The organism is Lysinibacillus capsici (assembly GCF_003367505.1).
In the GTDB taxonomy this organism is placed as follows: domain Bacteria; phylum Bacillota; class Bacilli; order Bacillales_A; family Planococcaceae; genus Lysinibacillus; species Lysinibacillus capsici.
On the sequence record NZ_PXXX01000011.1, the window covers coordinates 152,639 to 177,330 of the forward strand.

General features: G+C 35.9%; 25 protein-coding genes and 1 riboswitch. Of the genes, 17 read left to right on the top strand and 8 right to left on the bottom strand.

Annotation, left to right across the window (positions count from 1 at the left end):
- The first annotated feature begins 12 nt into the window (after positions 1 to 12).
- The 8 genes from C7B89_RS09850 (at position 13) to C7B89_RS09885 (ending at position 6,427) form a co-directional block, all read left to right on the top strand.
- A complete protein-coding gene (locus tag C7B89_RS09850) occupies positions 13 to 399 on the top strand; it encodes an SHOCT-like domain-containing protein (RefSeq protein WP_016991732.1) in 387 nt (128 codons plus the stop codon).
- 9 nt (positions 400 to 408) lie between these two features.
- Positions 409 to 690: a hypothetical protein gene (locus C7B89_RS09855; protein ID WP_048392756.1), complete on the top strand. Its 282-nt coding sequence runs from the start codon at positions 409 to 411 to the stop codon at positions 688 to 690.
- A 370-nt stretch (positions 691 to 1,060) separates the two neighbouring features.
- A riboswitch (cobalamin riboswitch) is annotated at positions 1,061 to 1,238 on the top strand.
- Positions 1,239 to 1,356: 118 nt separating this feature from the next.
- Complete coding sequence (locus tag C7B89_RS09860) at positions 1,357 to 1,581, top strand: glutaredoxin family protein (RefSeq protein WP_004229925.1); 225 nt, start codon at positions 1,357 to 1,359, stop codon at positions 1,579 to 1,581.
- Positions 1,578 to 1,937 carry a class Ib ribonucleoside-diphosphate reductase assembly flavoprotein NrdI gene (nrdI, locus tag C7B89_RS09865; protein ID WP_048392755.1) on the top strand — a complete coding sequence of 120 codons (360 nt, stop codon included), beginning with the start codon at positions 1,578 to 1,580 and terminating at the stop codon, positions 1,935 to 1,937. The genes C7B89_RS09860 and nrdI overlap by 4 nt, the downstream gene beginning before the upstream one ends.
- Positions 1,934 to 4,027: a class 1b ribonucleoside-diphosphate reductase subunit alpha gene (gene nrdE, locus C7B89_RS09870; protein ID WP_054550167.1), complete on the top strand. Its 2,094-nt coding sequence runs from the start codon at positions 1,934 to 1,936 to the stop codon at positions 4,025 to 4,027. The genes nrdI and nrdE overlap by 4 nt, the downstream gene beginning before the upstream one ends.
- Positions 4,015 to 4,983: a class 1b ribonucleoside-diphosphate reductase subunit beta gene (nrdF, locus tag C7B89_RS09875; protein WP_004229921.1), complete on the top strand. Its 969-nt coding sequence runs from the start codon at positions 4,015 to 4,017 to the stop codon at positions 4,981 to 4,983. Before nrdE ends, nrdF begins: the two co-directional genes overlap by 13 nt.
- 12 nt (positions 4,984 to 4,995) lie before the next feature.
- Positions 4,996 to 5,433, top strand: coding sequence for a dUTP diphosphatase (gene dut / locus C7B89_RS09880; RefSeq protein WP_048392753.1), 438 nt, complete (start codon positions 4,996 to 4,998; stop codon positions 5,431 to 5,433).
- A gap of 145 nt (positions 5,434 to 5,578) precedes the next feature.
- Positions 5,579 to 6,427: a stalk domain-containing protein gene (locus tag C7B89_RS09885; RefSeq protein WP_115673609.1), complete on the top strand. Its 849-nt coding sequence runs from the start codon at positions 5,579 to 5,581 to the stop codon at positions 6,425 to 6,427.
- Positions 6,428 to 6,511: 84 nt separating this feature from the next.
- Here C7B89_RS09885 and C7B89_RS09890 read toward each other — a convergent pair whose 3' ends face one another.
- Complete coding sequence (locus tag C7B89_RS09890; protein ID WP_048392750.1) at positions 6,512 to 7,003, bottom strand: PaaI family thioesterase; 492 nt, start codon at positions 7,001 to 7,003, stop codon at positions 6,512 to 6,514.
- A gap of 307 nt (positions 7,004 to 7,310) precedes the next feature.
- Here C7B89_RS09890 and C7B89_RS09900 point away from each other — a divergent pair, with 307 nt between their 5' ends.
- A complete protein-coding gene (locus tag C7B89_RS09900) occupies positions 7,311 to 7,907 on the top strand; it encodes a hypothetical protein (RefSeq protein WP_115673610.1) in 597 nt (198 codons plus the stop codon).
- A 111-nt stretch (positions 7,908 to 8,018) separates the two neighbouring features.
- Here C7B89_RS09900 and C7B89_RS09905 read toward each other — a convergent pair whose 3' ends face one another.
- Positions 8,019 to 8,405 (bottom strand): hypothetical protein, encoded by a 387-nt coding sequence (locus tag C7B89_RS09905; RefSeq protein WP_054550170.1) that lies wholly within the window; start codon positions 8,403 to 8,405, stop codon positions 8,019 to 8,021.
- Positions 8,406 to 8,597: 192 nt separating this feature from the next.
- On the opposite strand from C7B89_RS09905, the gene C7B89_RS09910 reads away from it, so the two are divergent.
- The 6 genes from C7B89_RS09910 to C7B89_RS09935 all read left to right on the top strand — a co-directional run bounded on the left by C7B89_RS09910 (position 8,598) and on the right by C7B89_RS09935 (position 14,443).
- Positions 8,598 to 9,092 carry a DinB family protein gene (locus tag C7B89_RS09910; RefSeq protein ID WP_048392745.1) on the top strand — a complete coding sequence of 165 codons (495 nt, stop codon included), beginning with the start codon at positions 8,598 to 8,600 and terminating at the stop codon, positions 9,090 to 9,092.
- Between the two features lie 47 nt (positions 9,093 to 9,139).
- Entirely contained in the window at positions 9,140 to 9,694 is a 555-nt protein-coding gene (locus tag C7B89_RS09915) for a GNAT family N-acetyltransferase (protein ID WP_115673611.1), read from the top strand.
- Between the two features lie 14 nt (positions 9,695 to 9,708).
- The gene (locus tag C7B89_RS09920) at positions 9,709 to 10,470 is read left to right on the top strand and encodes a glycosyltransferase (RefSeq protein ID WP_115673612.1); all 762 of its coding nucleotides are present in this window, start codon (positions 9,709 to 9,711) and stop codon (positions 10,468 to 10,470) included.
- 193 nt (positions 10,471 to 10,663) lie between these two features.
- Positions 10,664 to 11,608: a serine hydrolase domain-containing protein gene (locus C7B89_RS09925; RefSeq protein WP_244205622.1), complete on the top strand. Its 945-nt coding sequence runs from the start codon at positions 10,664 to 10,666 to the stop codon at positions 11,606 to 11,608.
- 330 nt (positions 11,609 to 11,938) lie between these two features.
- On the top strand, positions 11,939 to 12,505 hold the full coding sequence (locus C7B89_RS09930) for a TetR/AcrR family transcriptional regulator (protein ID WP_054550174.1): 567 nt from the start codon (positions 11,939 to 11,941) through the stop codon (positions 12,503 to 12,505).
- Positions 12,506 to 12,562: 57 nt separating this feature from the next.
- Positions 12,563 to 14,443, top strand: a complete 1,881-nt coding sequence (locus C7B89_RS09935) for an alpha/beta fold hydrolase (protein WP_115673614.1) — start codon at positions 12,563 to 12,565, stop codon at positions 14,441 to 14,443.
- A gap of 662 nt (positions 14,444 to 15,105) precedes the next feature.
- Here C7B89_RS09935 and C7B89_RS09940 read toward each other — a convergent pair.
- Positions 15,106 to 15,993: a LysR family transcriptional regulator gene (locus C7B89_RS09940; protein WP_048392734.1), complete on the bottom strand. Its 888-nt coding sequence runs from the start codon at positions 15,991 to 15,993 to the stop codon at positions 15,106 to 15,108.
- Positions 15,994 to 16,111: 118 nt separating this feature from the next.
- Between C7B89_RS09940 and C7B89_RS09945 the strand changes: the two genes are divergently transcribed.
- On the top strand, positions 16,112 to 17,509 hold the full coding sequence (locus C7B89_RS09945) for an MFS transporter (RefSeq protein ID WP_115673615.1): 1,398 nt from the start codon (positions 16,112 to 16,114) through the stop codon (positions 17,507 to 17,509).
- A gap of 793 nt (positions 17,510 to 18,302) precedes the next feature.
- Here C7B89_RS09945 and C7B89_RS09955 read toward each other — a convergent pair.
- The 4 genes from C7B89_RS09955 to C7B89_RS09970 form a co-directional block, all read right to left on the bottom strand.
- Entirely contained in the window at positions 18,303 to 19,259 is a 957-nt protein-coding gene (locus C7B89_RS09955; protein ID WP_115673617.1) for an acetyl-CoA carboxylase carboxyltransferase subunit alpha, read from the bottom strand.
- Positions 19,252 to 20,100 (bottom strand): acetyl-CoA carboxylase, carboxyltransferase subunit beta, encoded by an 849-nt coding sequence (gene accD / locus C7B89_RS09960; RefSeq protein ID WP_066036728.1) that lies wholly within the window; start codon positions 20,098 to 20,100, stop codon positions 19,252 to 19,254. The genes C7B89_RS09955 and accD overlap by 8 nt, the downstream gene beginning before the upstream one ends.
- A 439-nt stretch (positions 20,101 to 20,539) precedes the next feature.
- Positions 20,540 to 20,758 carry a FadR/GntR family transcriptional regulator gene (locus C7B89_RS23535; protein ID WP_369700631.1) on the bottom strand — a complete coding sequence of 73 codons (219 nt, stop codon included), beginning with the start codon at positions 20,756 to 20,758 and terminating at the stop codon, positions 20,540 to 20,542.
- A 1,050-nt stretch (positions 20,759 to 21,808) separates the two neighbouring features.
- Entirely contained in the window at positions 21,809 to 22,996 is a 1,188-nt protein-coding gene (locus C7B89_RS09970) for an MFS transporter (RefSeq protein WP_115673618.1), read from the bottom strand.
- A 91-nt stretch (positions 22,997 to 23,087) separates the two neighbouring features.
- Here C7B89_RS09970 and C7B89_RS09975 point away from each other — a divergent pair, with 91 nt between their 5' ends.
- A complete protein-coding gene (locus C7B89_RS09975) occupies positions 23,088 to 23,957 on the top strand; it encodes a LysR family transcriptional regulator (RefSeq protein WP_066036726.1) in 870 nt (289 codons plus the stop codon).
- Positions 23,958 to 24,359: 402 nt separating this feature from the next.
- On the opposite strand, the gene C7B89_RS09980 is transcribed toward C7B89_RS09975, so the two are convergent.
- Positions 24,360 to 24,638, bottom strand: a complete 279-nt coding sequence (locus tag C7B89_RS09980; RefSeq protein WP_066036725.1) for a hypothetical protein — start codon at positions 24,636 to 24,638, stop codon at positions 24,360 to 24,362.
- Between the last annotated feature and the right edge of the window lie 54 nt (positions 24,639 to 24,692).

Sequence of the window (24,692 nt, forward strand, 5' to 3'; positions counted from 1 at the left end):
GGAGGAACGACCATGAAAGAGGAAATTACAAAAGTGTTAACGATGATTCAAGAGGGCAAAATTGATGCGGATAAAGGATCAGAGCTGATTCAAGTGCTACAACAGAAAGAAGAATCAGAGAATAAATTTGTGGAAAAAACAAAGTATTTAGATAAAACGTTAAAGGTCCGTGTTGTATCCACCGAAAATGATAATGTCACGGTAAATTTACCAATTAAACTTGTCAAAGCCGTATTGATGGCAGGACACAGCATCGCTGCAAGTATTCCGCAATCGGAAAAATACGTAAAAGATATCGACATCAATCTTCTTCTTGAAGCAATTGAAAATGAACTAGATGGACAAATTGTAGATATAAAATCAGCAAACGGGGATTCCGTTGCAGTCTTCATTGAGTAGAGGCGACGAATGATGCATGTAAAAGTGAAAGCAAAAGACGTTCGCTTTACCGTCCCTGTTCCCTATACTGTGCTAACAATTGTCCTCTCCATTTTAACTTCTAAATGGATACAGCAACAAGCCAATAAGTGGACAAAGGCATACTTCGATAAAAAGAAAATAGACTTTACCTTTCCCCTCATCGACAAAGAAATGCTAAAGCCGATTATCAAGGAACTACAAAATTATAAAGGACTTGTGCTAGTCGATGTCAAAGCTCAGGACGGGACTGAGGTTAAGGTTAGACTATAATCCCAATGATAGAATGGTAAGAGCATGTTATGATAAAAGCATGCTCTTTATTAATGTAATGAGCATCATTTGAAATGGGTAAGAGATGATCATTATTTCAGGACTTACGATAGAGACAACTATTTTTCAATGGTACATAAAATAGAAGATTTCTTTAAACTCAAATTAGAATTCTAGATCCATTTTAATAGAAAATCACGTACATCGTTAAAAATAGATTTTTGATTTGGGTATAAGTGATTAGTGGTAATCTATTTGGAACTACATAATTAAAAATACTGAATAATCCAAAAATAAAGAAGTTTAGAATCTTGATTTACTTTTCATTTGAAGGATGGTACACTTAAAACTATTGAACAACAACTATATATTGTGTTCGTTTTACAAAGGTACTACTACATGTAGTTTAAAAGGGAAGTTCGGTACAATTCCGACGCTGTCCCCGCAACTGTGAAGCTGACGATGATTGCAACCACTGTGCATTTGCATGGGAAGGGAATCAGAGAATGAAGCAAAGCCAGGAGACCTGCCTTTATAAAACAAATTTATCATTTCTTCGGGGATTAAGAGATGGGAACGTCAGTATTTTTGGTATGTTAACGTTTCCATTTAGCCTATCTCTTTAGAGGAGATAGGCTTTTTTATTTTATGAAAAGAGGGATTTCTATGAAACTTTATACGAAAACAATTTGTCCAAAATGCCTATGGGTAAAATCTGAACTACAACGTGCAGGACTTGAAGCTGAAATTGTTAACATCGATCACGATGAACAAGCAAAGCAAACGATTATTGACGCAGGTTTTTTAAGTGTGCCTGTTTTAGAGATGAATGAAACTTTCATAGGAGATGTTCAGGAAATTGTTTCTCAAATTGAGTTGATTGCCCTATGATTGTTTACGCGAGTCGTACAGGTAATGTCCGAAATGTTGTATCCAAATTAAAGGCAGAATGTATCGAGCTCTCGGAAGAATTGCGATTGAACAAGCCATATCTCTTAATTACCTACACAGATGGTTTAGGTGACATTCCAGCAAAGGTACAACGTTTCTTAGAAAAAAACAGGGATTTTTGTAAAGGAGTAGTTGCCAGTGGTAATAGTAACTTCGGTCATCATGTATTTGGCGCTGCTGGTGAGAAAATCGCTGCTACCTATCATGTACCCTTAGTAAGGAAATTAGATTTACGAGGTAATCAAACGGATTACGAAGCAATACAAACGTTTTATGAAACGAGGGTAATGAGATGAAAACCTATTTAAAGCTTAATAATGACGTACTGAATCGTTATAGTACAACTGGATTACTTGAGTTAGAAAAGGACCGCGAAGCTACGCGCCGCTACTTTTTAGAGTATGTTAACGTACGTTTGCGTTATTTTATAGATATTGAGGAAAAAATACGCTATTTAGTTGATGAGGGCTACTATGAGAAAGCATTTATCGACATGTACGAAATGGAATTTATTAAGAAGCTGTACAAGAAAGCCTATGATTATAATTTCCGCTTTCCATCCTTTATGAGCGCAAGCAAATTTTACGATAGCTATGCTATGAAAAGTCGTGATGGGGAAGAGATCTTAGAAAAGTATGAGGATCGTATTGTCATTATTGCTTTGTATTTAGCTCAAGGCAACACGGCTCTAGCAGAACGCTCTGTCGAAGCAATGATGGAAGCCTATCAGCCTGCAACACCAACTGCTTTAAATAGTGGTAAGAAAGCACGTGGTGAATTAGTCAGCTGCTTTAAATTATCAATGGATGACTCCATGAATAGTATTGCTGAAAATATTGGCTATTGTTTAGAGCTATCACGCCTTGGTGGTGGAGTTGGGGTCAACTTAACAGATTTACGTCCATTAGGTGATCCAATTAAAGAGATATTAAATCGTGCAAGTGGTGTCATCCCAGTAGCGAAACTGTTAGAAAATTCTTTCAGTTATTCTAATCAGTTAGGGCAACGAAATGGCTCAGGTGTTGTCTATCTAAATATTTTCCATGCAGACATAGAAAATTTCATTTCATCAAAAAAACCAAATGCTGATGATAAAATTCGCCTCGCTACCCTTTCAACAGGGATTATTATACCTAGTATTTTCTTCGAACTGATGAAACGTGATAAGGATATTGTGTTGTTTAGCCCATACGATATTTTTAAAGAATATGGCAAACGTATGTCTGAAATTTCTATTTCAGACATGTACTACGAGCTACTTGATAACCCTAAAATTCGTAAAATTAAACGTTTAAATGCACGCAAGCTTTACACAGAGGTGAAAAAAGCACAATTTGAATCAGGCTATCCGTTTGAAATCTTTGATGATAATGTCAATAAGGTACATCCTTTAAAAAATATTGGACGTGTCAAAATGTCCAATTTATGTACAGAAATCTTACAAGTACAAGAGACAAGTATCATTACGGACCAGGATCAACCAAATGACTATGGATTAGATGTATCGTGTAACTTAGGTTCCATCGATATCCATGCAGCAAGTAAAGTCAATGATTTCGGCGCATTAGTCGATACAGCCATGCACCTATTAACAAATGTATCGCAAATGACACACATTAAGAATGTTCCGTCTGTTGCAAAAGCCAATCAATTAATGCATTCTGTAGGGCTTGGCTGTATGAACCTCCATGGGCATCTCGTGACAGAAGGCATCCTGTACGGCTCAAAAGATTCCATTGATTTCATGGATCACTTTATGGAAGCGATGAACTATTATTCTCTGAAATCTTCGATGGAAATGGCGAAAGAAAAAGCTGCAACCTTCTACCGATTTGAGGACAGTGATTATGCATCAGGTAGCTATTTTGACCAATATATCAATAAAACTGAAGAAGAACTATCGCCTGCTGTGTTGAAGGCGCTTGGCAATATTCCAATCATCACAAACAAGATGTGGGAAACGTTAAAGCAGGATGTAATGCAGTACGGTCTATTCCATTCCTATCGTTTGGCTATTGCCCCAACTGGTAGTATTTCATATATTCGTAGCTGTACGGCTTCAATCGCACCATGTACAGAGCGCGTAGAGGTTCGTGATTACGCCGATAGTAGAACCATTTATCCAATGCCTCATTTAACAAATGACAATAGTCATTTATATGTGGAGGCGTATGATGTAAATCCGTATGATTTAATTGATTTATATGCAGCTTCTCAAAAGCACGTTGACCAAGGTATTTCCATGACGCTTTATGTAACGGACAATTGGACAACCGAACAATTGGCTAAAGTATACATTTATGCGTGGATAAAGGGCATTAAGTCTGTTTACTATGTTCGTCAACGATTACAAAGCTTAGAGGAGTGTGTAGCATGTCAAATATAATTTATGAGGCAGTCAATTGGAATAAGGCAACAAGTGAGCTTGCCCAAATATTTTGGGACCAGCAATGGAAGCAAATTTGGTTTCCAGAAGAAATTGCGGTCAGTAAAGATATTAAACAATGGAAAAGCTTTGAGCATCAGGACACATATAAAAAAGTATTTGCAGGATTAACCTTACTGGATACTGTACAAACAAATATCGGGATGAATCGTGTTGCTGCTTATACAGACGATTTACAGGAAAAGGCTGTCCTAACCGTTTTTGATGCATTCGAGGCGATACATGCCAAGTCCTATTCTTATATTTTCACAACGCTTTGTACAAACGAAGAAATCGACGAGCTATTTGAATGGGTCAAGAAAAATGAATTTCTACAGTATAAAGCCAATAAAATAGCAGACATTTATAATAGTATTGAAGAAGGCAATCCAGAGAGCTTATGGAAAGCGATGTTTTCATCCGTTATGCTTGAATCTTTCCTGTTTTATTCTGGCTTTTTCTATCCACTATACTTAGGAGGACAAGGCTTCCTACGAAACAGTGCCGAGATTATTTCACTCATCTTGCGCGATGAATCTATCCATGGGGTAGCAGTTGGATTTTTTGCTCAAAATTTATTCAAGCAATTTTCAAAGGAAAAGCAAGAAGAGCTACATTTATGGGGCTATGAGCTATTATTAGATTTATATCAAAATGAAATGAAGTATACAGATGATATTTATGCGGAAACAGGATTATCACCTGAAGTTCGAGCATATGTACGTTATAATGCTAATAAAGCTTTAATGAATGTCGGCTTTGAAGCCATGTTCCCAGAAGAGGAAGTCAATCCAATTGTGATGAATGGTATTCGTAATGAAGGTTCCACATATGATTTCTTTTCACAAAAGGGTGCTACCTATGCCAAGGCAAAAGTTGCGCCGATCACAGATGACACATTCAATTTTAATCGTTAAGGATGAAGAACAATGAATCTAGAAGTAAAAATTAAAAAAGTTCACGCTGATGCCATGCTACCGATACAAGCCAACCCTGGTGATGCAGGCATGGACCTCTATTCCATAGAAGCAGTAGAAATCCCAGCAGGCGTAGCCAAACTCATTAAGACAGGTATTCAGATTGAGTTACCTAAGGGAACGGAAGCCCAAATTCGACCAAGAAGTGGACTAGCATTAAAGCATAGTGTAACCGTACTGAATAGCCCAGGCACTATAGATGAAGGCTATAGAGGCGAAATCGGTGTTATTTTAATCAACCATGGTCAAGAACCATTTATCGTAGAAAAATCAATGCGCATTGCTCAAATGGTTATACAATTTGTTCCTTCTATTCAATTAGTGGAAGTAGATGAATTATCTCAAACGGTCCGTGGAGAATCTGGATTTGGTGCAAGTGGTACGAAATAGCGTACCTATATATAAACCGCATAAAGTTTACTTAAAAATCCTGCGAAAATGCAGGATTTTTTTGTTACCGTTGCTAATAGCAGGAGGAAATAATAGGGTACATATGGAATGAAGTAATGATAGCGAATTAAAGGAGCTAATAATCATGAAAAAAATATGTTCAGGTATTTTCCTTATGTTGATTGTCATTCTTACATCGATCACAACTGCTACAGCAGCTAGTAGTCAACTAAAAGTGGACGGTATGACAGTACAAACGGATGTGAAGCCCGAAATAAAAAACAATCGAACAATGGTACCTTTACGCGTGATTAGTGAAAATTTAGGGGCTAAGGTGCATTGGTCGGAAGGGCAAGTGATACTGACCCAAAGTGAGATGAAAGTCAGTTTAAAGTTAAACAGTAGTAAAGCCACCGTAAATGGAAAAACGGTATTATTGGATGCAAAGCCATACTTAAAGAATGGACGCACCATTGTACCATTACGTTTTCTAGCAGAAACCTTTGGCTGTAAAGTTCATTACGATCATTTAACGATCTCAATCGATACAGAGCCATTGATGATTAAGGGTGTGGAAGTGAAAGCATTACTTCATGAATACCACATGACAATGGGGGGAGTAGTCGAGCAAATCAATGGCAATGCCTATATGGAAGAAATGCACCGTATATTTACTAAAAATATGGGCAAGAAGATAAAACAGCCTAACGACTACACCTGGTCTGTCCATAGCACCGTAATTGGGGGCTATTATAAAATGGGCCAATATGATTTCTTGAACAAGGAAGGTAGTAGCATAGCACGTTATGATCTCTATTCGTTGGTGCAATCTTCAGATAAACCTTTGACTGGACAGCCAGACGTGTTGATTTATGATGCCACTGTTGACAAATGGTATGAGTTTAACAAAACAGCCAGTGACTCTATTTATTCGTTAATGGAAACTGCCACGAGAAATGGCTTTGTGACAGTTATTAGTAATACAGTTCCTTGATTATATAATCCATTAAAAACGCAGTAGAAGAGCACATCTATAAATAAGATGTGCTCTTCTTATTTTTAGTGAGGATAAAAAATGCTAATCATTTTTATTTAGAAAAGTACTAGGCATGACTACAAGAACTACTGTTCCACGAGCACAAAGCGTATCCTGCGCGTAAACTTCAGTTTCTACTTTCCATTTTTTCGGGTGAATTTCCTCAACAGTGCCAATTGCCTTTAATGGAACATGTTGGGGTGTTGGCTTTAGGAAATCTACATTAAGGTTAGCCGTTACAAATCGAGGTGGCTCCGCTCCATCACCAATTTCATGTCCATTTTTACGATGCAAGGCAAGCGCTGCTGACCCTGTTCCATGGCAATCAATTAATGAAGCAATTAAACCACCATAGATAAATCCTGGAATACCCATATATTTTGATTCAGGTGTATAGATTGTAATCGTCTTATCACCATGCCACCCCGTGCGAAGATGATGACCATCATCATTCAAACGGCCACACCCATAACACCAAGCGATATCATCTGGATAAATATCTTGAATTGCTTTTTCTACTTTTAATTCTTCCATTCTTCTCTCCCCAATACTCTAGTATTATTTGTTTCTAATCGAACGTTAATCATTTAAGTATAATTAATCATTTCCATTCCATCAATAAAAATCTAAATATTCCATCTATTTAAACTATGTAAAAAAGCACTACCATAAAGTTGGACAAGTTTTATTAATGACAGATGGGGAGGGCTGGTATCAGGAAGAAGGAAAAGCTGCATAGCTTGTAAAACGCTGGCATGGTCAACAAAAGAAAGATGGTATACTAAGATCGTTACATTTTTCTTTTACCGTGCTGAAGAAGGAATTAAAGGAGTCAAAAGGTATGTCATTAGAAAATATAATCGATTGTATTTGCAAGGAAGCAACTAATAAAGACAGTAAAAAATTAGAAGAATTACTAGAGCAATTGTATGATTATGAAAGTGCTAAAATACTTGATATTTACCCTTATCAGATAAAAAGTAATGAAAAATATAGTCAAGTAGAAGTATTCTTCGATAAATTAGAGATGGTCGATTTCCAACAAAAAACGCAGGATTATCATTCGTACCAGAAAAGCCTTGAAAAATTCGAGAGATTTTTTGAATTGATGTGGTTAAAATCATCTGAATTTTATGCATTTTATTATTTACCAGATCCTTTATATAAGGATCAATTGTATTATAAAGTCTACGAGAATGAGTGGGGTAAAATTATACCTAAAGATCTTACAGAAGGAACTTTTGTAAACATTGATGAATACACAATGTTAAATTCACTAATAAAATTAGCTGTTTCGGACCATCTCCATTTACATTTTATTTCACCTGAGGAGAATATTGTATTTAGTGGGAATGGCTTAGCCTTTTTAATTTTCAGCCAACATAATCTTGAGTTATTAGAAAAGATCGCTAATACGGAGGGGCTCTATATCCGTTGAAAAAGTGAGAGAACATTCCCAGCAACATGAAGCTAGATAATATGAAACATACCCTAAAAAAATAGCAACAATCTATGTTTCTTACAGATCGTTGCTACAATTATTTAAAAATCATTTATTCTGCTCTCGATAATTAATGGCCTCTTTAAATTCATCGGTAGCTAGGATATTGTAGAACATATTTTTACTGTTTACGTTTGCTATTGTCCCAGTGATTGTATTATCAATCCATAGATAGTATTCATCATCGTTTAGTTTGATCTTATACTGCGGAGCAATTTCGTTATCGACCTCACCGAATTCTCTAGCTTTTTTAAATGTTTTTTCTATAATTTTAATATCTTTCGCATCGGAGATTTGTTGTAAAGTATCGGGTTGCACTTCATCGAAATTAATTAATTCTTGAATTTCTATCACCTCCGATGCTTCTTTCTGATCGTTACAAGCAACTAACGCTAAGGAACAAATCATTAACAACAAAAATGTTCTTATTTTCACCTTGTCTTCACCCCTTTTTGTTCAATCTAGTATATTCCCTTATGAACATTTCTTCAAACTGCAAAACCCTCGAAGTATTTACATATTCTAACAGTCTAAAAAAGGTTTAACCATAGCATAAAAACTTATTTGAGAGCTTTCCCCTTGAATGGAATTTATAGTATGCTGATTAAAAGGGAGGAGAGGGATTTTATGGTTAAACAATTGATTGTTGGGGATACAACACAGGAATTGGCTTCTACTCGTCGCATGCTGGAACGCTTGCCCGACGAGCATATGACATGGAGGCCACATGAGAAATCAATGACACTAGGAGGTCTGGCCACGCACCTAATCAATCTGCTAAACTGGCAAATGGCTATTTTACAGTACTTAGACTTTGATCTTTCCACCGTTCCGTTACGACGAGAGGCATTAGAAAAGCGAGCTGACATTCTGGATGAGTTCGATACAAACGTAAGAAAACTGGAAATGATGCTTACTGAATGTGATGAGAAAACGCTTGGAGAGGAATGGACACTACGTCATGGTGACCATATTATTCGCCAAGAGCCTCGAGCAATTGCGTTCCGCACCTTCGGATTAAGCCACATGGTCCATCATCGGGCGCAACTTGGGGTATACTTGCGACTTCTCGATATTCCAGTACCAGGCATCTACGGCCCCTCTGCAGACGAAGAAGCCTAGTAAACTACTTCCATGAATCGCTATTTAGAAAGGTATGAGGTGTTCGATTGACTAAGATAATGACGAAAACAGAACGATTAATTATTCGATTAATGGAAGAGGGAGATTACTCTTCTTGGCTTACGCAATATGAAAATCGTTTACCTTCCCAGCATAAATACGATGAAGGTAAATTAGATATGAGCATCTGTACGAAAGAATGGTTTATTGATTTAGTTACTAAGCATCATCAGATGGCTGAGGATGATAAGGTGTATGTATTTGGAGTATTTAGAAAAACAGATAATACGCATATTGGTTTTGTAGACTTTTCCACAATTATGAGGGAAGAATTTCAATGGGCTAGGTTCGGGTATACCATTCATAACCATTTTTGGAGAAAAGGTTATGGTAAAGAGGCTGTAAAGGCAGCGATTGATCTAGCATTTGAAAAATTAAATTATCATCGAATAGAAGCTCATATAAACCTCGACAATACGGCATCTATAAAATTAGCAGAAAATGTTGGGATGCTTTATGAATGCACGAGGAAAGGATTCATATACGAGGACAACAAGTGGACTGATCAGCTGGTTTATTTTATAAATGCAGAAGACATTTAAAAGGGAGGAGCTGTATGTACGACATGGAGAACTCTTTAGAAGTGCAAAAGAAAGAGGATATAAAAATTTCAATAGTCATACCAGCCCATAATGAAGAAAAATACATTGGAAAATGCTTAGAATCTATTTTAAAGGCTTCCAAATCCTTTGAAAATCAAGTAGAGATTATTGTTGTTTTAAATCGCTGTACAGATAGAACAGAGGAAATTGCAAAATCGTATAATTGTATCCTACTAAAAAATAGCGATAAGAACCTTTCGAAGATTAGGAACGCTGGCGTTGATATAGCAAGAGGGGAAATCATCGTCACAATTGATGCCGATACACAGATGAACGAACATGTGTTATCGAAGGCAGTAGAGAACTTAAGCACAGGTAAGTACATTGGCGGGGGCGTTACAGGAAAGTTTGAAAGAATGTCCTTAGGAATTTTTGTTTCAGCTTTGTTATTAATCGGACCAATATTTTTAAAATATGGTGCAATTTCTGTAGGCATCTTTTGGTGCTACAAAAAAGATTTTCAAGCAATTAATGGATTTAATGAAAATATGCTCATGGCAGAAGATGCCGATTTTGCTAAACGATTAAAAGATTGGGGAAAAAAGAACGGAAAAAAATACGGAACAATTCAAAATGGAATGATCACTTCAAGCAGAAAATTTGATAAGCATGGAGACTGGGTTTTACTTAAACGTCCTAAAATGATCCTAGCATACCTTAAAGGTACAGATCAGAAACATGCGAATGAAGCATATTATGAAAATGAAGATAGATAAAAAGAAACCGTAACGTTAATCGAACAAGGATTAACGTTTTTTTGTTATCACACTAGCTGGAAAAAAGAAAAGAATTGAATAATTTTTTATAATAAAATATTCTTTATTACATCAATATTGATGATTCATTTTAGCGAAAGGATGGGGATTGATATAGCTGACGTCAATGTGTCAAACCCTAACAATCAGAATGATGAATAACTTTGAAGATTTAATAGAAAAAGAGTATTCCAATATAGCAGGCATCGCTATTAGAAAAGATAATCATTTAATTTACGAAAAATATTTTGATGGGTACACCCCAGATGATGCTTTGCATATAGCATCTGTCACTAAAAGTATCATCTCCATTCTTATTGGAATGGCAATTGATAAAGGATATATGAAAAATATAGAACAGCATGTGTTAGATTTTTTTCCAAATTATATAGTGAAACGTGGCGAAAAAACCATTCAAAACATCACCATCGCAAATTTGTTGTCAATGACTGCACCCTATAAATACAAGTCAGAGCCTTATACAAAAGTATATTCAAGTGATGACTGGGTAAAAGCTGCATTGGATTTGCTAGGAGGCAAAGGTAGTATTGGGGTGTTTAACTATTCTACCGTTGGCACACATATTTTATCAGGTGTTCTTACAACTGCCACTGGTCAATCTGTTCTTGATTTCGCTACAGAAAACTTGTTTAAACCTCTTGCAATCAAAGCTCCCACAAATACAACTATACAAAATAAAGAAGACTATTTCGCTTTTCTGAAGGATAAATATGTAACTGGCTGGATAGTAGATCCTAAGGAAGTAAATACCGCTGGTTGGGGACTTACGTTAACAACCCGAGATATGGCCAAAATAGGTCAGCTCTATTTAAATGGGGGTGTATGGAACGGTCGCCAAATTCTTTCTTCTCAATGGATAGAGGACAGCACTAAAGTACAAAGTCGATCAGGAAAGCTGACCTATGGTTATTTGTGGTGGATACTTGATGATTGCTATGCAGCTTTGGGGGATGGTGGAAATGTAATATTCATAAATCCTCAAAAGAAGATGGTCATTTCGATTGCTTCGCGCTTTATGCCACGTGCCAAGGATCGTGTTGAATTGATTAGAAAACATATGATGCCATTGTTTGAATAACAGCTAGGCATAATAAACAATTATGTTAAATACACTCCATTTTGATCATCATCAATCAAAATGGAGTTTTTATATTGAATGAAGGATATTAATGAATCAATTTTGTCAATCATCCTTAATGGGCATAAAAGCATCTACTTTATTGACTACAAAATAACATTACAAGCCATCCAAAACAGTTTTGGGGATTCGTTCAATTTTGTTCAACATGACATTTTTAAAATCAATTAAAGTTTCGCATTTTTAATCAAAATTTTTTTAAACTAACAAAAATACTTGCAACACCCATTGTAGTACTGTATAGTACTAATTATGACAAAGGTAAAATTAATGAATCAAAAACGTGTAATTGAAGTAGCTGCAACATTATTTTTAGAAAAAGGGTTCGCTTATACAAGCATGGATGAATTAGTTCGTGTAAGCAAAGTTTCAAAGTCTAATGTGTATTATCACTTCTCTAATAAGGAAGAATTGTTGGAAGGGGTCGTTGATTATTGGATTGAAATGTATCAATCTGCAATAGATGACTTACTATCTCAAAACCATTTATTAGTTGAAGATCGTATCAAACTATTTTTAAAGCAAATAACACAAGGAGTTCAGACGAGAGAATATAAGGGGAGCTGTCCATTTATTACCCTTTATATTCAAAGTCCTACAAATGCCACAAAAGTAAAAGAAAAAATAGGTCTTTTTTTTAAAGGCTTACAAACGAAAGTTTCTTTATTCCTTAAACAAGGGGTAGAGAATGGTGAATTTAGAAAGACAATAAATATTGACGAGGTTGCATCTCTTTTTATTACAAATCTTGAAGGAGCGCTATTTATTTCAGAAACACTGGAGGATGCAACTGTAATCATGAAAACAGCAGATCATTTGTTTAACTTGCTTCGGTAAAAGAAGCATTTTTTTTACATCAAATTAGTACTAAACAGTACTACTAGGAGGATTTTTATGAGAACAGTATTTTTAACGGGTGGAACAGGTTTTATTGGAAAGCAATTAGTGAATGAATTAGTCAAAGAGGATGTGAACATTCTTCTTTTAGTGAGGTCGAAAAGTAAAGCAACACATATTTTTCAGGAAAGAGGCATCTTAAAAGAGGAAAATATGCACTTTATTGAAGGTGATTTAACGAAAATAGACTTAGGTCTAAGTGCTGAAGATAAGGAGTTGGTATTGAAAACGGATGTGATTATTCACGCAGGAGGCTCCATGGATATTCAAGCGACAAACAAAGAGGCAACTTCTGTATTTTTGAATGGCGCCAAACATATTAGTGAATTCGCTAAAAGTATTCATCAATTGAAGGGCTTACAGCAATTTATCCATGTTGTAGGTTACATGAGTCCCTTTGATGATAATAATAGCAAGGTTGCGATAGATGTATTTAAAGAAGGAAACAAATTTTTAAAAATAAAAAATCCATATGAGAAAACAAAATTTTTAGCTGATCTTTATATCCGTCAACAGGCATCAGCAGTAGGTTATCCGCTGTCTGTCATTAATCCGCCAACTGTGGTTGGTAGTAGTAAAACAGGGAGTACAGAGCAGATAGCAGGATTAGGTTTGCTTGTGACAAGTATGCGAAGAGGGCTCATGCCAGTGATTCCTGGAGATAAGGGATATAGGTTGCCACTGATTTCAAACGATGAGTTTGCGAAGTTTATTGTGCAGGTTTTCAAATTGGAGCAGCCGGCTATTCAAACATATACACTTGTTGATGACAAAGTGAACGATCCGAACATTGCTGAATTATTAAGTGTTATGTCGGAAAGTATGAATATGAGGGCACCAAAAATCTCTGTTCCAATGCCGCTTATGAAAACAATAATGAAAAGTGGAGTAAGTAAAATAACAAACATTCCTTCTGATGGACTGAATTTTATCACAAAACGAACATTTTCAAATGGTTCGGTGAAAAACATGAGGGGGGGAGATTGGTTTAAGAAGATGAGTGTCATGAACTTTTTCCCTGCCGTAGTAGCTGATCTGGATTATCGATTGATGTATCAAAATGGTGAACATCATCATTTATTTGAGCGAACATTATGCGATAACAATACCCTTTACCAATTACACGGAGAAGGAAAACCGTTTATTTTATTACATGGTTTATTGAGTGATGGGGAGGATTTATTTCCTTTAGCGCATGAGCTTCATGAAAAAACGGGTCAACCTGTATGGATCTTGGATCTTCCAGGTTTGGGACGTTCTCCTTTTAAACGCGAGAAAAATCTTTTAAATATCTATTTGAATGTAGTAAAAAAATTATTGGAGAAAGCTACTAACGGCGCCCATCTAATTGGCCATTCATTTGGTGCGTATATTCTTTTGGAAGCATTAGTACAAAAGTACATAGATAAGAAGTATACAATTACTTTACTTCAGCCACCTATTACTAAAATAAATGCTAAATCGATATATGTTCCTCAATTTATGAACAAATGGACATTGAAATTGGCAACTACTAATTTGATAGAGCGATATTTATTAAGTAATGGTTTATTTGAAAGTATAGAGAGCATCCCTGAACATTATATTGAAAAACTAAGTAAAAGTTTTACTTCTCCTAGAATTTTAAATACTACGGTTCAGCTTAATAGTTTACTATCGAAAAACGTTCAAGGTGATTTCAATGAAGTAACAAAGTATAATCTTCACATTATTTGGGGGGATTCTGACAGAGGCTATTCTGCTCCTTCACATCTGGGTAAGGTTGATTTTGTTCCATATGGTCATCATTTTCCTCTTAGCCATCCGAGTGAAACGGCTAATTTGGTCATAAAAAACAGTAATGAATTTGCAAAAGAAGCTGAGATCTTGCTTCGGTAAAACTACTATTTAGTGTCCTTTCTACAGGTAGCAGTGAAAATTACTGATATATTACAGCCGAAAAAGTATACACCTAACCAGTTGTCAAAATTTATTTGACGACTGGTTATTTAGTATTATTCTTCAGAATTAAGGAATCAAGAAGAACGAATTTAATAAAAGGAAACTTGATGCAGTATATTGTTTTATTTAAAGAAAATTCTTTTTTAGAGTATGGGGAAGACGAAAGGGACTACGAAATTATTCATATTCCAACAGAGACATTAAAAGAATTATTTGAAGATAATTCCAGATCTAATTGCATTTTTTAATAGATATCGAGGTGATTGAGGATTAATATCTTTTTCAATGAGCATTCGTAAATAATCGCCTATGTTCATATGTCCTATTATTGGATATGGCAGCTGAAAACAACTTTTTTATTATATGAAATGGGGAAACTATTTTTTAAAGTAATACTATCTTAGGCACCAATGTATTAAGTTTTTTTAACATATATTAAACTTTCATTCAACAATCGGGCCAGATTGTAGAGTAACTTCAGGGCATAACTTCTAACTAATAAATATATTATGCACGTTATTCGTTAGAAGTTATAATACTCAATTTAATAGTAGGTTGTTCCATAAGCTCATCGAATCGGTACGAGTCATGCAATAAGATTAATTGGACTGGTTTGATATTGCCTCAAAATAGTCTAGAACTACCTTGCGGAATTCCAATGAAGCTTGCGTCATGTATCGACTTTTATGCCATAATAAAGCGATATCACGTACAAGTTCATGATCCTCAACTTGCAAATATTTAATCTTTTCCCATGATATTTTTGCTGTGCTTGGTATGAAGGCAAGTCCAATTTCAGCTTCTACAAGAGTGATCAAACGTGTAGGTTCATCGCCCTCATACACATATTTAAGGTCAATTCCAGCCGATTTGCATACAGCGTCTACTAAATCACGAGTGCCGTATCCTCTTTTCACACCTACAAAGCTTTCATCCTTAAGTTCTGTTAAACATACGCTACTTCGGTCTGCCAGCCGATGCCCATTAGGAACTGCAACAAGAATGGGATCAACAAAGACAACTTGACATTCGATGTCTTGCCCTTGAAAAGGAGAGGACGACAAGCAAAAATCGACTTCGCCTCGATGTAAAAGCGTGACCATTTCCAGTGTGGTCAGCATTTGCACATGAAATTGGATATTAGGACGTTTTTTACGAAACTCTCGCATTATCTGGGGCAAAGTGCTTGCTGTGGTTACCGCAAGCTTAAGTGTACCAGATTCTGCTCTGGACAAATCGCTAATCTCCTGCTTCCCCTGTTCCAACTCAAACAAAGCCCTTTCCGCGCGACGAATGAATTTGTTGCCAAATTCATTTAATCGCAGTTTCCTGCCTGTGCGATCAAATAAAGGTACCCCTAAATCTTCTTCCAGACGCTGAATCGTTTTGCTTAGCGACGATTGCGTAACGTGGAGACTTCGGGCAGCTTCGGTTACATGCTCTAATCGAGCTACCTCAAGAAAATATTGTAGTTGAAGAAGTTCCATTTCTTTTTCTCTCCAATCATTCCTTTTGGTCAATGATATCATAACTTTAAATGCGTTGGAATGAATGTAAAATTTCAAGTAAGATATCAATGTAACAAATATAAAGGGGGGGTAAAATATGAATTCTCGTAGCAGGTGGTTAATGATATCCGTTGGACTAGGAATATTATTAAACCCTTTAAATTCATCAATGATTTCTGTTGCTATTGCTAGGTTGCAACATGTGTATAGCATTGATTTTACTACTGTTTCCTGGATTGTGTTTTCATTTTATATCGCTAGTGCTATCGCCCAACCTGTAATGGGGAAGGCTAGTGATTTATTCGGTCGGAGAAAGATATTTCTAGCTGGTCTTCTAGTATCCTTAGTTTCTTCTATTCTGGCTCCATTTTCTCCAAATTTCGGATGGCTTATAGTGTCCAGAATTGTACAATCAATCGGAACTAGTATGCTGATTGCAGTTGGAACAGCTATCGTACGCATTCATATTACAGAAAAGCAAGCAGATGCTTTAGCAGGTTTATCGATTTTCCTATCCGGTGCGGCAGCTATAGGACCTTTTGCAGGAGGAGTACTTATTCAATGGTGGGACTGGCCAGCGATCTTCATCGTCAATATCCCGTTTGTTGTGGCGAGCTTTATATTAGCTTGGAAAATGATTCCTAATGATGGATCGGCAGCAATTGTTTCACGTGACATGTCGTTTCAAAAATTACTGGGTGTGATTGATGTGCCAGGAATTCTGCTCTTTGCGGTGGGTCTGATTGCACTTCTAGTTGGCTTGCTGTCAGCGAAATCATCTGGGCATTTCTCTCTATGGAATGTCATTTTTGTGCTAATCGGGCTCGTTGCGTTGGGAATATTCGTACAACATGAGCTAAAAACAATGTCGCCATTTATTCCTTTACGCACCTTCGCCAAATATCCAGGGATGACTTGGGTCAATATACAATACTTGCTAGTTAACTTACTTTATTATTCACTCTTTTTTGGGATTCCATCATACCTGCAAATGGTGCGTCATGTCAGTGAATTTCAGACAGGGATTCTTATGTTAACCTTGGGCTTGAGCTCGATTGTAGCTTCGCCAATAGCAGGGAAATGGGTCGGTAAATCGGGACCAAGACCTGCATTGATTGTATCCTCATTACTGATGGTAGTGGGGGCAGTGTGGATTGTGACATGGACGCAAAGTTCACCAGTCATCAGTGTGTGCCTGGCGTTAGCCGCATTCGGTTTTAGCAACGGGCTAAACGCTGTTAGTATGCAGGCAGCTTTGTTTAAAAGCTCTCCAAAAGAAATTGCTGGTGTAGCATATGGCCTATTTAATACATCGAGATACTTGGGAACAATTTTATCTTCACTGTTGACAGGTATCATTATGGGAGGTGCGTTCAACTTGACAGGATTCCGATTGCTGGGAGTTTTCCTAACGGTCATTGCATTGGTCTTAGTATTTATAAGTCTGCGCCTCAGATATTCTGAGCAATTGGATGAACCGAATACAAGCAATTAAAACAAAAAATAAAAATAGGAGTTGAATGTTATGACAACTGTTAGTATCAAGGAATGGTCCTCATGAGATCAAGCTTGGAAGGAAATGCAAAAGGATAAACAACCCCAAGATGAGAAAGTCATCCAGAAGTTGAATGCGAGAGCGCAAACTTTCGCCGCGAATACCCTTAGAAATGCAGGTCAAAAACGGATGGAGCAAGTTATTCAATGGAATGAGGATTACAACAAAAGAATTGGTTCATATTACATTTTAAATTCATTTTGTCTCACTATTATTAGTATACTTTTTAATGAAACATAACTTCCTATAATTTATATTATGTAAACTAAAATTATTTTGCGTGGAGGAGGGCCTTGATTCATCAACTACCCATACTATCTGTACTTGTATATGAACAAGAACTTTTAGACATTTTATTTTTATGGACAGATGAAAACTAATAAAGATTAAATTACTCTGTGTAAATGGTCACTTAAAGCAAATTAATAAGACACAAAAGTGTTGGTTTAGAATAAAGTTTGATTAAAAGTTTGTTGCAATCGTTGATTTTATAATAGAAGAAACCCACGCATTTTGAAAAAAGTTTGATCAATATGCGTGGGTTTTATTTAAATACGAAGTTATTTTTATCAAACTATATTACAAATAATCGAACTTTATTATAAATGCTCAATCTTTTTTACCAACTACAATTCTTTTTTCTTCCATCATTCATTAGGATATTAATTTATTTAGGAAACATTTTTTATCTCTTTACAAACAAATTCACATGTCCAATAACCTAAAAATGAAATTAAACTTCTGTATATTGTCCAATCTTTCTGAATTTCTCATAGCGATCTTCAATTAATTGTTCGCCATTTAGAGAATTCAATGCTTTTAGTGTGACGCTTATACATTCTTTTATATAAGATGCTTGCTTCACAACATTGCGGTGTGCTCCACCCGTTATTTCAGGGATTATTCCATCAATAACGTCAAGCTCTTTTAAGTCAGGTGCTGTTATCCGCATTGCTTCTGCAGCTTGCTTCCCTAGGCTACCATCTCGCCATAAGATCGATGCAGCCCCTTCAGGCGAGATAACCGAATACGTTGAGTTCTCTAACATAAAGACGCGATTAGCTACCCCTAATGCAATGGCACCACCACTTCCGCCTTCCCCTATAACAATACTAATAACTGGTACTGTTAGAATCGCCATTTCAGAGAGAGTTCTAGCAATGGCTTCACTTTGGCCGCGTTCCTCGGCTGCCTTACCCGGATAGGCTCCTTTTGTATCAATAAAACAAATGATTGGGCGCTTAAATTTCTCAGCTTGCTTCATTAAGCGTAATGCCTTACGATATCCTTCAGGGTGTGGCATACCAAAATTTCGTCGAATATTTTCTTTAGTTGATTTTCCGCGCTGATGTCCAACAATTGTTACGGGCTGTTCTTCAAAGAGAGCAATTCCTCCTAGAATAGCTGCATCATCACCAAATGTACGATCTCCATGTAACTCAATAAAGTTTTCACACATCGCTTCTATATATTGTAAAGTTGTTGGTCGTTCTGGATGTCTAGCAACCTGTACACGATCCCATGGCTTCATATTGGCATAAATAGATTGTTCTAGCTGTGTTAGACGTGTTTCAAGCTTTTCGATTTCGCCTGTCATGTCTACATTTGCCTCTGTAGCAATCGTTTTTAATTCATCAATTTTTTCTCGTAATTGTACGACTGGTTCTTCAAAAGCTAAATTTTTAGACATATTGCACACCGCCTTTTGTATGCATTTTTACAAGTATTGCTACTTGGTTTCGTAAATCCTTCCGATGGAAAATTGCATCAAGCTGACCATGCGCTAGTAAAAACTCTGACTTTTGGAAATCATTTGGTAATTTCTCTCTTAATGTTTCTTCGATTACACGGCGACCAGCAAAGCCAATTAATGCTTGCGGTTCTGCAATATTAATATCTCCAACAGAGGCAAAGCTTGCTGAAACGCCACCGTATGTAGGGTGCGTCATGATCGAAATAAATAATAGTCCTTCTTCACTATGACGTTTTAATGCCACACTCGTTTTTACCATTTGCATTAATGATAGAATACCTTCTTGCATGCGCGCTCCACCACTAGCAGTAAAAATAATAACCGGTACACGTAATTCAATAGCTTTTTCAACGGCACGTGTGATTTTTTCTCCTACAACGGAGCCCATTGAGCCCATACGGAAATGAGAATCCATAATGGCTACAACAATTTCTTCTCCATCAAGAGTACCTAACCCAGTCAGTACAGCTTCGCTTAATTCCGTTTGTTGTTTAGCCACTGAAATTTTTTCTACATAATCAGGGAAATTAAGTGGATTACTTGTTTGTAAATGATCATCCATTGAAACAAATGAACCTTCATCTAAGAGATATGCTACGCGCTCCTGTGCAGTCATTTTGAAATGATGGTCGCATTTTGTACACACTTTATGATTTTTTTCTAATTCCTTTGTTAACTGAATGTGACGGCATTCTGGACATTTTGTCATAAGTCCTTCTGGAAATCCCATTTCCTGTCTGTCCTCTTTCTTTTTACTAAATAAGCTACGTACTACCATGTTCTACTCCCCCTTTGTTGTCTAAATGCCTTGTTCAGCATTCATCCACTGTTGGTAAGCTTTTAATGCTTCTTTTTCATAGCCAAGCTGTATCGATTTCAACATAGTTTGAATGATTAATTTTTCTTCTTCTGTTGAGTTTCGATTTAAACGGTCACTGGCATAAACTGCTAACTGAAACCAAACTTTTAGTGAAAGACGATTTCCTGACGTGATGATTATTTCTCGTTAAACATCCCGACAATAAATCGTACTTTCTATCTCTAGCTTTACAAAAAAACTGCCCCACACTGGTAGTGTTCGCAGAGTCTCTGTACAACTTATAACGCGAATGGCTTCCTTATCATGAATTTGTCGCGTTAATTCGCATCCTTTTTGATTTTTCATCTTCTAATATAAACATCGACAATATTTCTACGAGCTGATGCTTTTGTAGAAGCTAGAAACGTCCTTCCCCATGTCTCGTTTCAATAAGACCTAATAACTCTAAACTTCGCAATGCCTCTCTCACAGAGGATCGCCCGACACCTAGACGTTCTGAAAGGACTCTTTCGGAAGGTGACTTTTCACCAGCCTGTATTTTTTCTATTTTAATAAGTTGTCGTAATTGTTGGACGATATCTAAAAACACTTTCTTTTGTTCGGTTTTTTTATCCATACGATCAACTCCTCGGTCAATCTATTCGCCTTGGAATAATTATTGCTGTCGCTTTCCTTTCGCGCAGATAAACAATGCATCCAAAGGCTTCATCTTCATTCAGTAGGTGTTTGGATACCTACTAAAAAGAAACAAAATCCACCACCTTCAGATGATGGCGTCTCTTACTGAATGAATTCAAAAGTGGTCTGGCCACTTTTGAAGTTGGCTTTATCTTACAAAATAATTATTTGAAAGTAAAGAAAAAACTGCATAAAAATTTATGCAGTTTCTTTAATTCCCTTCAATTTCATATTCTTTTCGTCGTTTGTGCATATTTTATTTTCACTTGAGGTCTACCAAAGCGCTTTTCAAGCGTTCTCTCAATGTAAAGCAATTCATCTTCTAGTAAAAGCTCCTGAACAAGAGGAAAAACTTGCGGGAATAAGGTTACAGAAACCGTTCCTTGCTGCTTTGTTGTTTATTAAAAATGAGTAATGATTAAATTCTAAAAAAGAGTTTTTGAAACAAGAAACTGCCCTTAGAAAATTTGGAACTTTAAAGGACAGTTCTGATTTTTAAGTATTCTATTTAGATTTTTAATATCAATCAACAATTTTTAATTTTTAACTCCTCTATCCATCCATTTAAACAGCTATTATTTTCTTCTATTTGCACTCTTACCCAATTATTTTTTTCTTTCTATTACCTCAACTATTGTATTTTTAGGAATTTTTGTTTCTTGAATAGTCTAGATTGTCGGCTTTTCCCAAATCTTATATAACTTCCATTACGTAATATCCCTAAATCATAAGGTAAATAATCTGATTTAGATTTACGATAATTTTTGTATTTCTTGAACTGTTGAATGTTCAGTTATACTAGATTGAATCTTATTAATTGTCTCAATACTATAAGTGGTTAAAAAAATCGAAAAAACCATTAACAAAACTTCATCTCCAATTACTGAAATAGTCTCCTTAGTAAAATCAGTTATTTCTTCAATATAAACAATACCTAATATTCCCTGAATACCAAGGCAGTTGAGTTTAGAAATTACTTTTTAATTCATTAAAGTCGATGGTGCTTCATAACTTTTTTATTTAGGTAGAAAGAACATCTGATAAAAATAAGTGCGAGTATTACGAATATTCCACCAATCCAGCTTAAATTTTCTATATTAGTATATTGAATAATGATTCCTCCTAATGCAGAGCCCAGCATCATTCCCACATTCATTAAGGCGGTATTAAAACTGAGTACTGTTTCAGAGGATTGTGGTTTTAATGAAATCAGATAAAACTGCTTTGCTGGTGTCATTGTCCAAGTTGCTACTCCCCAAAAAGCTAGTGTGACAAATACACCCACTGCCCTATACTGTGTAAATGCTAGTACAAATAAAGAGATGATATGAACACATAAACTTAATGTTATTGTTCGATTAGGTCCCCATCTATCTACCGCATATCCTCCAAAGCGTGAGCCAATAAAAGCAAATGTGCCTAAAACAAATAATGCGATACTTGTCATTTCTATAGAAAAACCAGCAGTATGACTTAATAATGGAGCAATGTAGGCAAACACCATCGTATAACCTAAAATCCAAAAAATCGTTGTCATTAAACCAGTTAGGACTCGTTTATCATTCATTATTTGTAGCTGTTGTGTAAATGGCAACGGTTGGTTTCCTTTTATAGCTGGTAATAATTTATAAAGACCTATCATTAAAAAAACTGTACCAAGCACAATGATCAAGAAAATATAGTGCCAATCAAAATGTCCAGCTAAAAATGTTCCAATAGGCACTCCAAGTACTAATGAAACAGTGAAACCTGTAATGACTGTTGCCATTGCACTACCTCTTTTTTCTGGAACTGCAATTTGAGCGGCATAATTGGTGGCAACAACAATATACAGCCCTCCACTCATTGCCATAATGACTCGGGATAACATAAGAATGACGAAATTATAACTGAAAAATGCAACTAGATTTCCTAGAATAAATATAGAGATGGCACTTAAAAGCACTTTTTTACGGTCAAATTTAGACGTTAGCATGACCAATACCAATGCTCCAATAGCATAAGATAAAGAATAAATCGTAATCAACTGGCCAGCTATTGAAATTGAAACATTTAATTCAAAAGAAATCAGTTCTAAAATTCCAGAAACAACAAACTCTGCTGTTCCTGTTACAAAAGCTCCTAAAGCTAAAAGTATGATGATTAGTTGATTTATATTATTTTTCAATTTGTACATCTCCTTATATTTGAACTGCTGTTTTTATTTTAAGTTCCATGTTAACATAAGTAAAATTGATGTTTTTGATAAGGGAGATGAGTAATTACTCATGACTATCGTGCGCTACGAAATCATTGCAAAAGTAGTCGAGCTAGGAAGCTTTACAGAAACTGCTGAAACATTAAATATGACTCAATCTGCCGTGAGCCATGCAGTTGCGAGTTTAGAATCTGAATGGGGAGTTTCTTTATTAATTCGTGATCGAAAAAAAGGAATAACACTTACAGAAATGGGACAAAAAATTCTGCCGCATATCAGAGAAATATTGAAAAGAGTGGAAGTCATTAATCAAGAAATTGCACTTATGACAAGCTTGGAAACAGGTATTATTCGTATCGGCACTTTTGCAAGTGCTTCTTCCTGCCTATTGCCTAAATTACTTGCAAAATTCCGGAAAAAGCATCCTAAAATAGAATTTAAATTTTATGAAGGAACCTATGAGGAAATTACGGAATGGTTGGATTCAGGCATTATTGACATTGGATTTGTAGTAAAAGGAAAATCAAGCCCAAATTTCGATTTGGTTCCTTTGATTAAAGACAAGATGGTAGTCGCTTATCACTCTGCTCATCATTTCCGCTCTAAAGAAATTGTAGAAATGAATGATTTAATGGATGAATCCTTTATTATGCCAACAGGGATGTACCAATCACATGTTGAGGAATTATTTGCAGAAGCGCAAATTAAACCATCTATTCTTTTTGAAGTACACGACTGTACAACCATCGCTAATATGGTACAGGAAGGACTTGGCGTTACGATAGGTCCAGAATTATACTTAAAGACACAGCAAAACATAAAAATCAGCAAACTAAATATTGAAAACAGCCGTGAAGTAGCACTTGCCTGTCATTCTATTGCAAATGCTTCTCCTGCAGTTAAGGAATTTCTCCATGTGGCAAAACATGTTTTTAAGTGAACATTTGGAGCGATTACGTTTCAAAATAGAACTTCCTTTATTCATGTAACTCATGATAAAAGGAAAGAAAAAGGAATTTTTATGTATAGGCCTTTTAGATTTATTAAAAACACCTAACAAGTGTAGTGGAACGTCCCCAAGTGCCGTTTTGGAGCCTTTCGTTAAAAAATGTTTTTCAATAATTGGGCCCTTTTCATGAAGAAAGACGCTTTCCTTTTTTCAGAAAAGCGCCCGATTGTTCAATAAGACATACTTTATTCAGTATAGGAAAAAATACAATAAATTTTGATAAAGGTATAAGAGGAGGATTAAAGAAAAATAAAAAATGTTAATCACTTTTGTACTCACACTTGTTTTTATTACTTCTTTTCAATCAGCAGCTGATTCATCTTCCGAACTAACTCAAGACTCTGAAGAACTTAGATGACAGGGTAAAGGTTGTTTCATCTGTTGCGACGATTGAGTTGTTTGCTGTTGTAATTGGTTCATCTGTTGTAAAGGCTGAGTCATTTGCTGCATTGGTTGTGCCATTTGTTGTAGAGGTTGCATCATTTGTTGTGTGTTCTGTAAATTTAATTTGTTCGATATATTTTTTGTGAATTGCTGAAGATTTCCACTTTGCAACCTCTTGTTATTACCCAAGATAGCAGCTCCAATTACACCCCATGTAAGAAATTTCATTATTAAAAACCCTTTTTCCGTCCCCCCTAGTTCATAGCGATTACCATTCAAGCC

Excerpts from the sequence above, each read along its gene's own strand:
- C7B89_RS09850 (WP_016991732.1), top strand. The coding sequence starts at position 13 with ATGAAAGAGGAAATTACAAAAGTGTTAACGATGATTCAAGAGGGCAAA.
- C7B89_RS09855 (WP_048392756.1), top strand. The coding sequence starts at position 409 with ATGATGCATGTAAAAGTGAAAGCAAAAGACGTTCGCTTTACCGTCCCT.
- C7B89_RS09860 (WP_004229925.1), top strand. The coding sequence starts at position 1,357 with ATGAAACTTTATACGAAAACAATTTGTCCAAAATGCCTATGGGTAAAA.
- nrdI (WP_048392755.1), top strand. The coding sequence starts at position 1,578 with ATGATTGTTTACGCGAGTCGTACAGGTAATGTCCGAAATGTTGTATCC.
- nrdE (WP_054550167.1), top strand. The coding sequence starts at position 1,934 with ATGAAAACCTATTTAAAGCTTAATAATGACGTACTGAATCGTTATAGT.
- nrdF (WP_004229921.1), top strand. The coding sequence starts at position 4,015 with ATGTCAAATATAATTTATGAGGCAGTCAATTGGAATAAGGCAACAAGT.
- dut (WP_048392753.1), top strand. The coding sequence starts at position 4,996 with ATGAATCTAGAAGTAAAAATTAAAAAAGTTCACGCTGATGCCATGCTA.
- C7B89_RS09885 (WP_115673609.1), top strand. The coding sequence starts at position 5,579 with ATGAAAAAAATATGTTCAGGTATTTTCCTTATGTTGATTGTCATTCTT.
- C7B89_RS09890 (WP_048392750.1), bottom strand. The coding sequence starts at position 7,003 with ATGGAAGAATTAAAAGTAGAAAAAGCAATTCAAGATATTTATCCAGAT.
- C7B89_RS09900 (WP_115673610.1), top strand. The coding sequence starts at position 7,311 with ATGTCATTAGAAAATATAATCGATTGTATTTGCAAGGAAGCAACTAAT.
- C7B89_RS09910 (WP_048392745.1), top strand. The coding sequence starts at position 8,598 with ATGGTTAAACAATTGATTGTTGGGGATACAACACAGGAATTGGCTTCT.
- C7B89_RS09920 (WP_115673612.1), top strand. The coding sequence starts at position 9,709 with ATGTACGACATGGAGAACTCTTTAGAAGTGCAAAAGAAAGAGGATATA.
- C7B89_RS09925 (WP_244205622.1), top strand. The coding sequence starts at position 10,664 with ATGAATAACTTTGAAGATTTAATAGAAAAAGAGTATTCCAATATAGCA.
- C7B89_RS09930 (WP_054550174.1), top strand. The coding sequence starts at position 11,939 with ATGAATCAAAAACGTGTAATTGAAGTAGCTGCAACATTATTTTTAGAA.
- C7B89_RS09935 (WP_115673614.1), top strand. The coding sequence starts at position 12,563 with ATGAGAACAGTATTTTTAACGGGTGGAACAGGTTTTATTGGAAAGCAA.
- C7B89_RS09940 (WP_048392734.1), bottom strand. The coding sequence starts at position 15,993 with ATGGAACTTCTTCAACTACAATATTTTCTTGAGGTAGCTCGATTAGAG.
- C7B89_RS09945 (WP_115673615.1), top strand. The coding sequence starts at position 16,112 with ATGAATTCTCGTAGCAGGTGGTTAATGATATCCGTTGGACTAGGAATA.
- C7B89_RS09955 (WP_115673617.1), bottom strand. The coding sequence starts at position 19,259 with ATGTCTAAAAATTTAGCTTTTGAAGAACCAGTCGTACAATTACGAGAA.
- accD (WP_066036728.1), bottom strand. The coding sequence starts at position 20,100 with ATGGTAGTACGTAGCTTATTTAGTAAAAAGAAAGAGGACAGACAGGAA.
- C7B89_RS23535 (WP_369700631.1), bottom strand. The coding sequence starts at position 20,758 with ATGGATAAAAAAACCGAACAAAAGAAAGTGTTTTTAGATATCGTCCAA.
- C7B89_RS09970 (WP_115673618.1), bottom strand. The coding sequence starts at position 22,996 with ATGTACAAATTGAAAAATAATATAAATCAACTAATCATCATACTTTTA.
- C7B89_RS09975 (WP_066036726.1), top strand. The coding sequence starts at position 23,088 with ATGACTATCGTGCGCTACGAAATCATTGCAAAAGTAGTCGAGCTAGGA.
- C7B89_RS09980 (WP_066036725.1), bottom strand. The coding sequence starts at position 24,638 with ATGAAATTTCTTACATGGGGTGTAATTGGAGCTGCTATCTTGGGTAAT.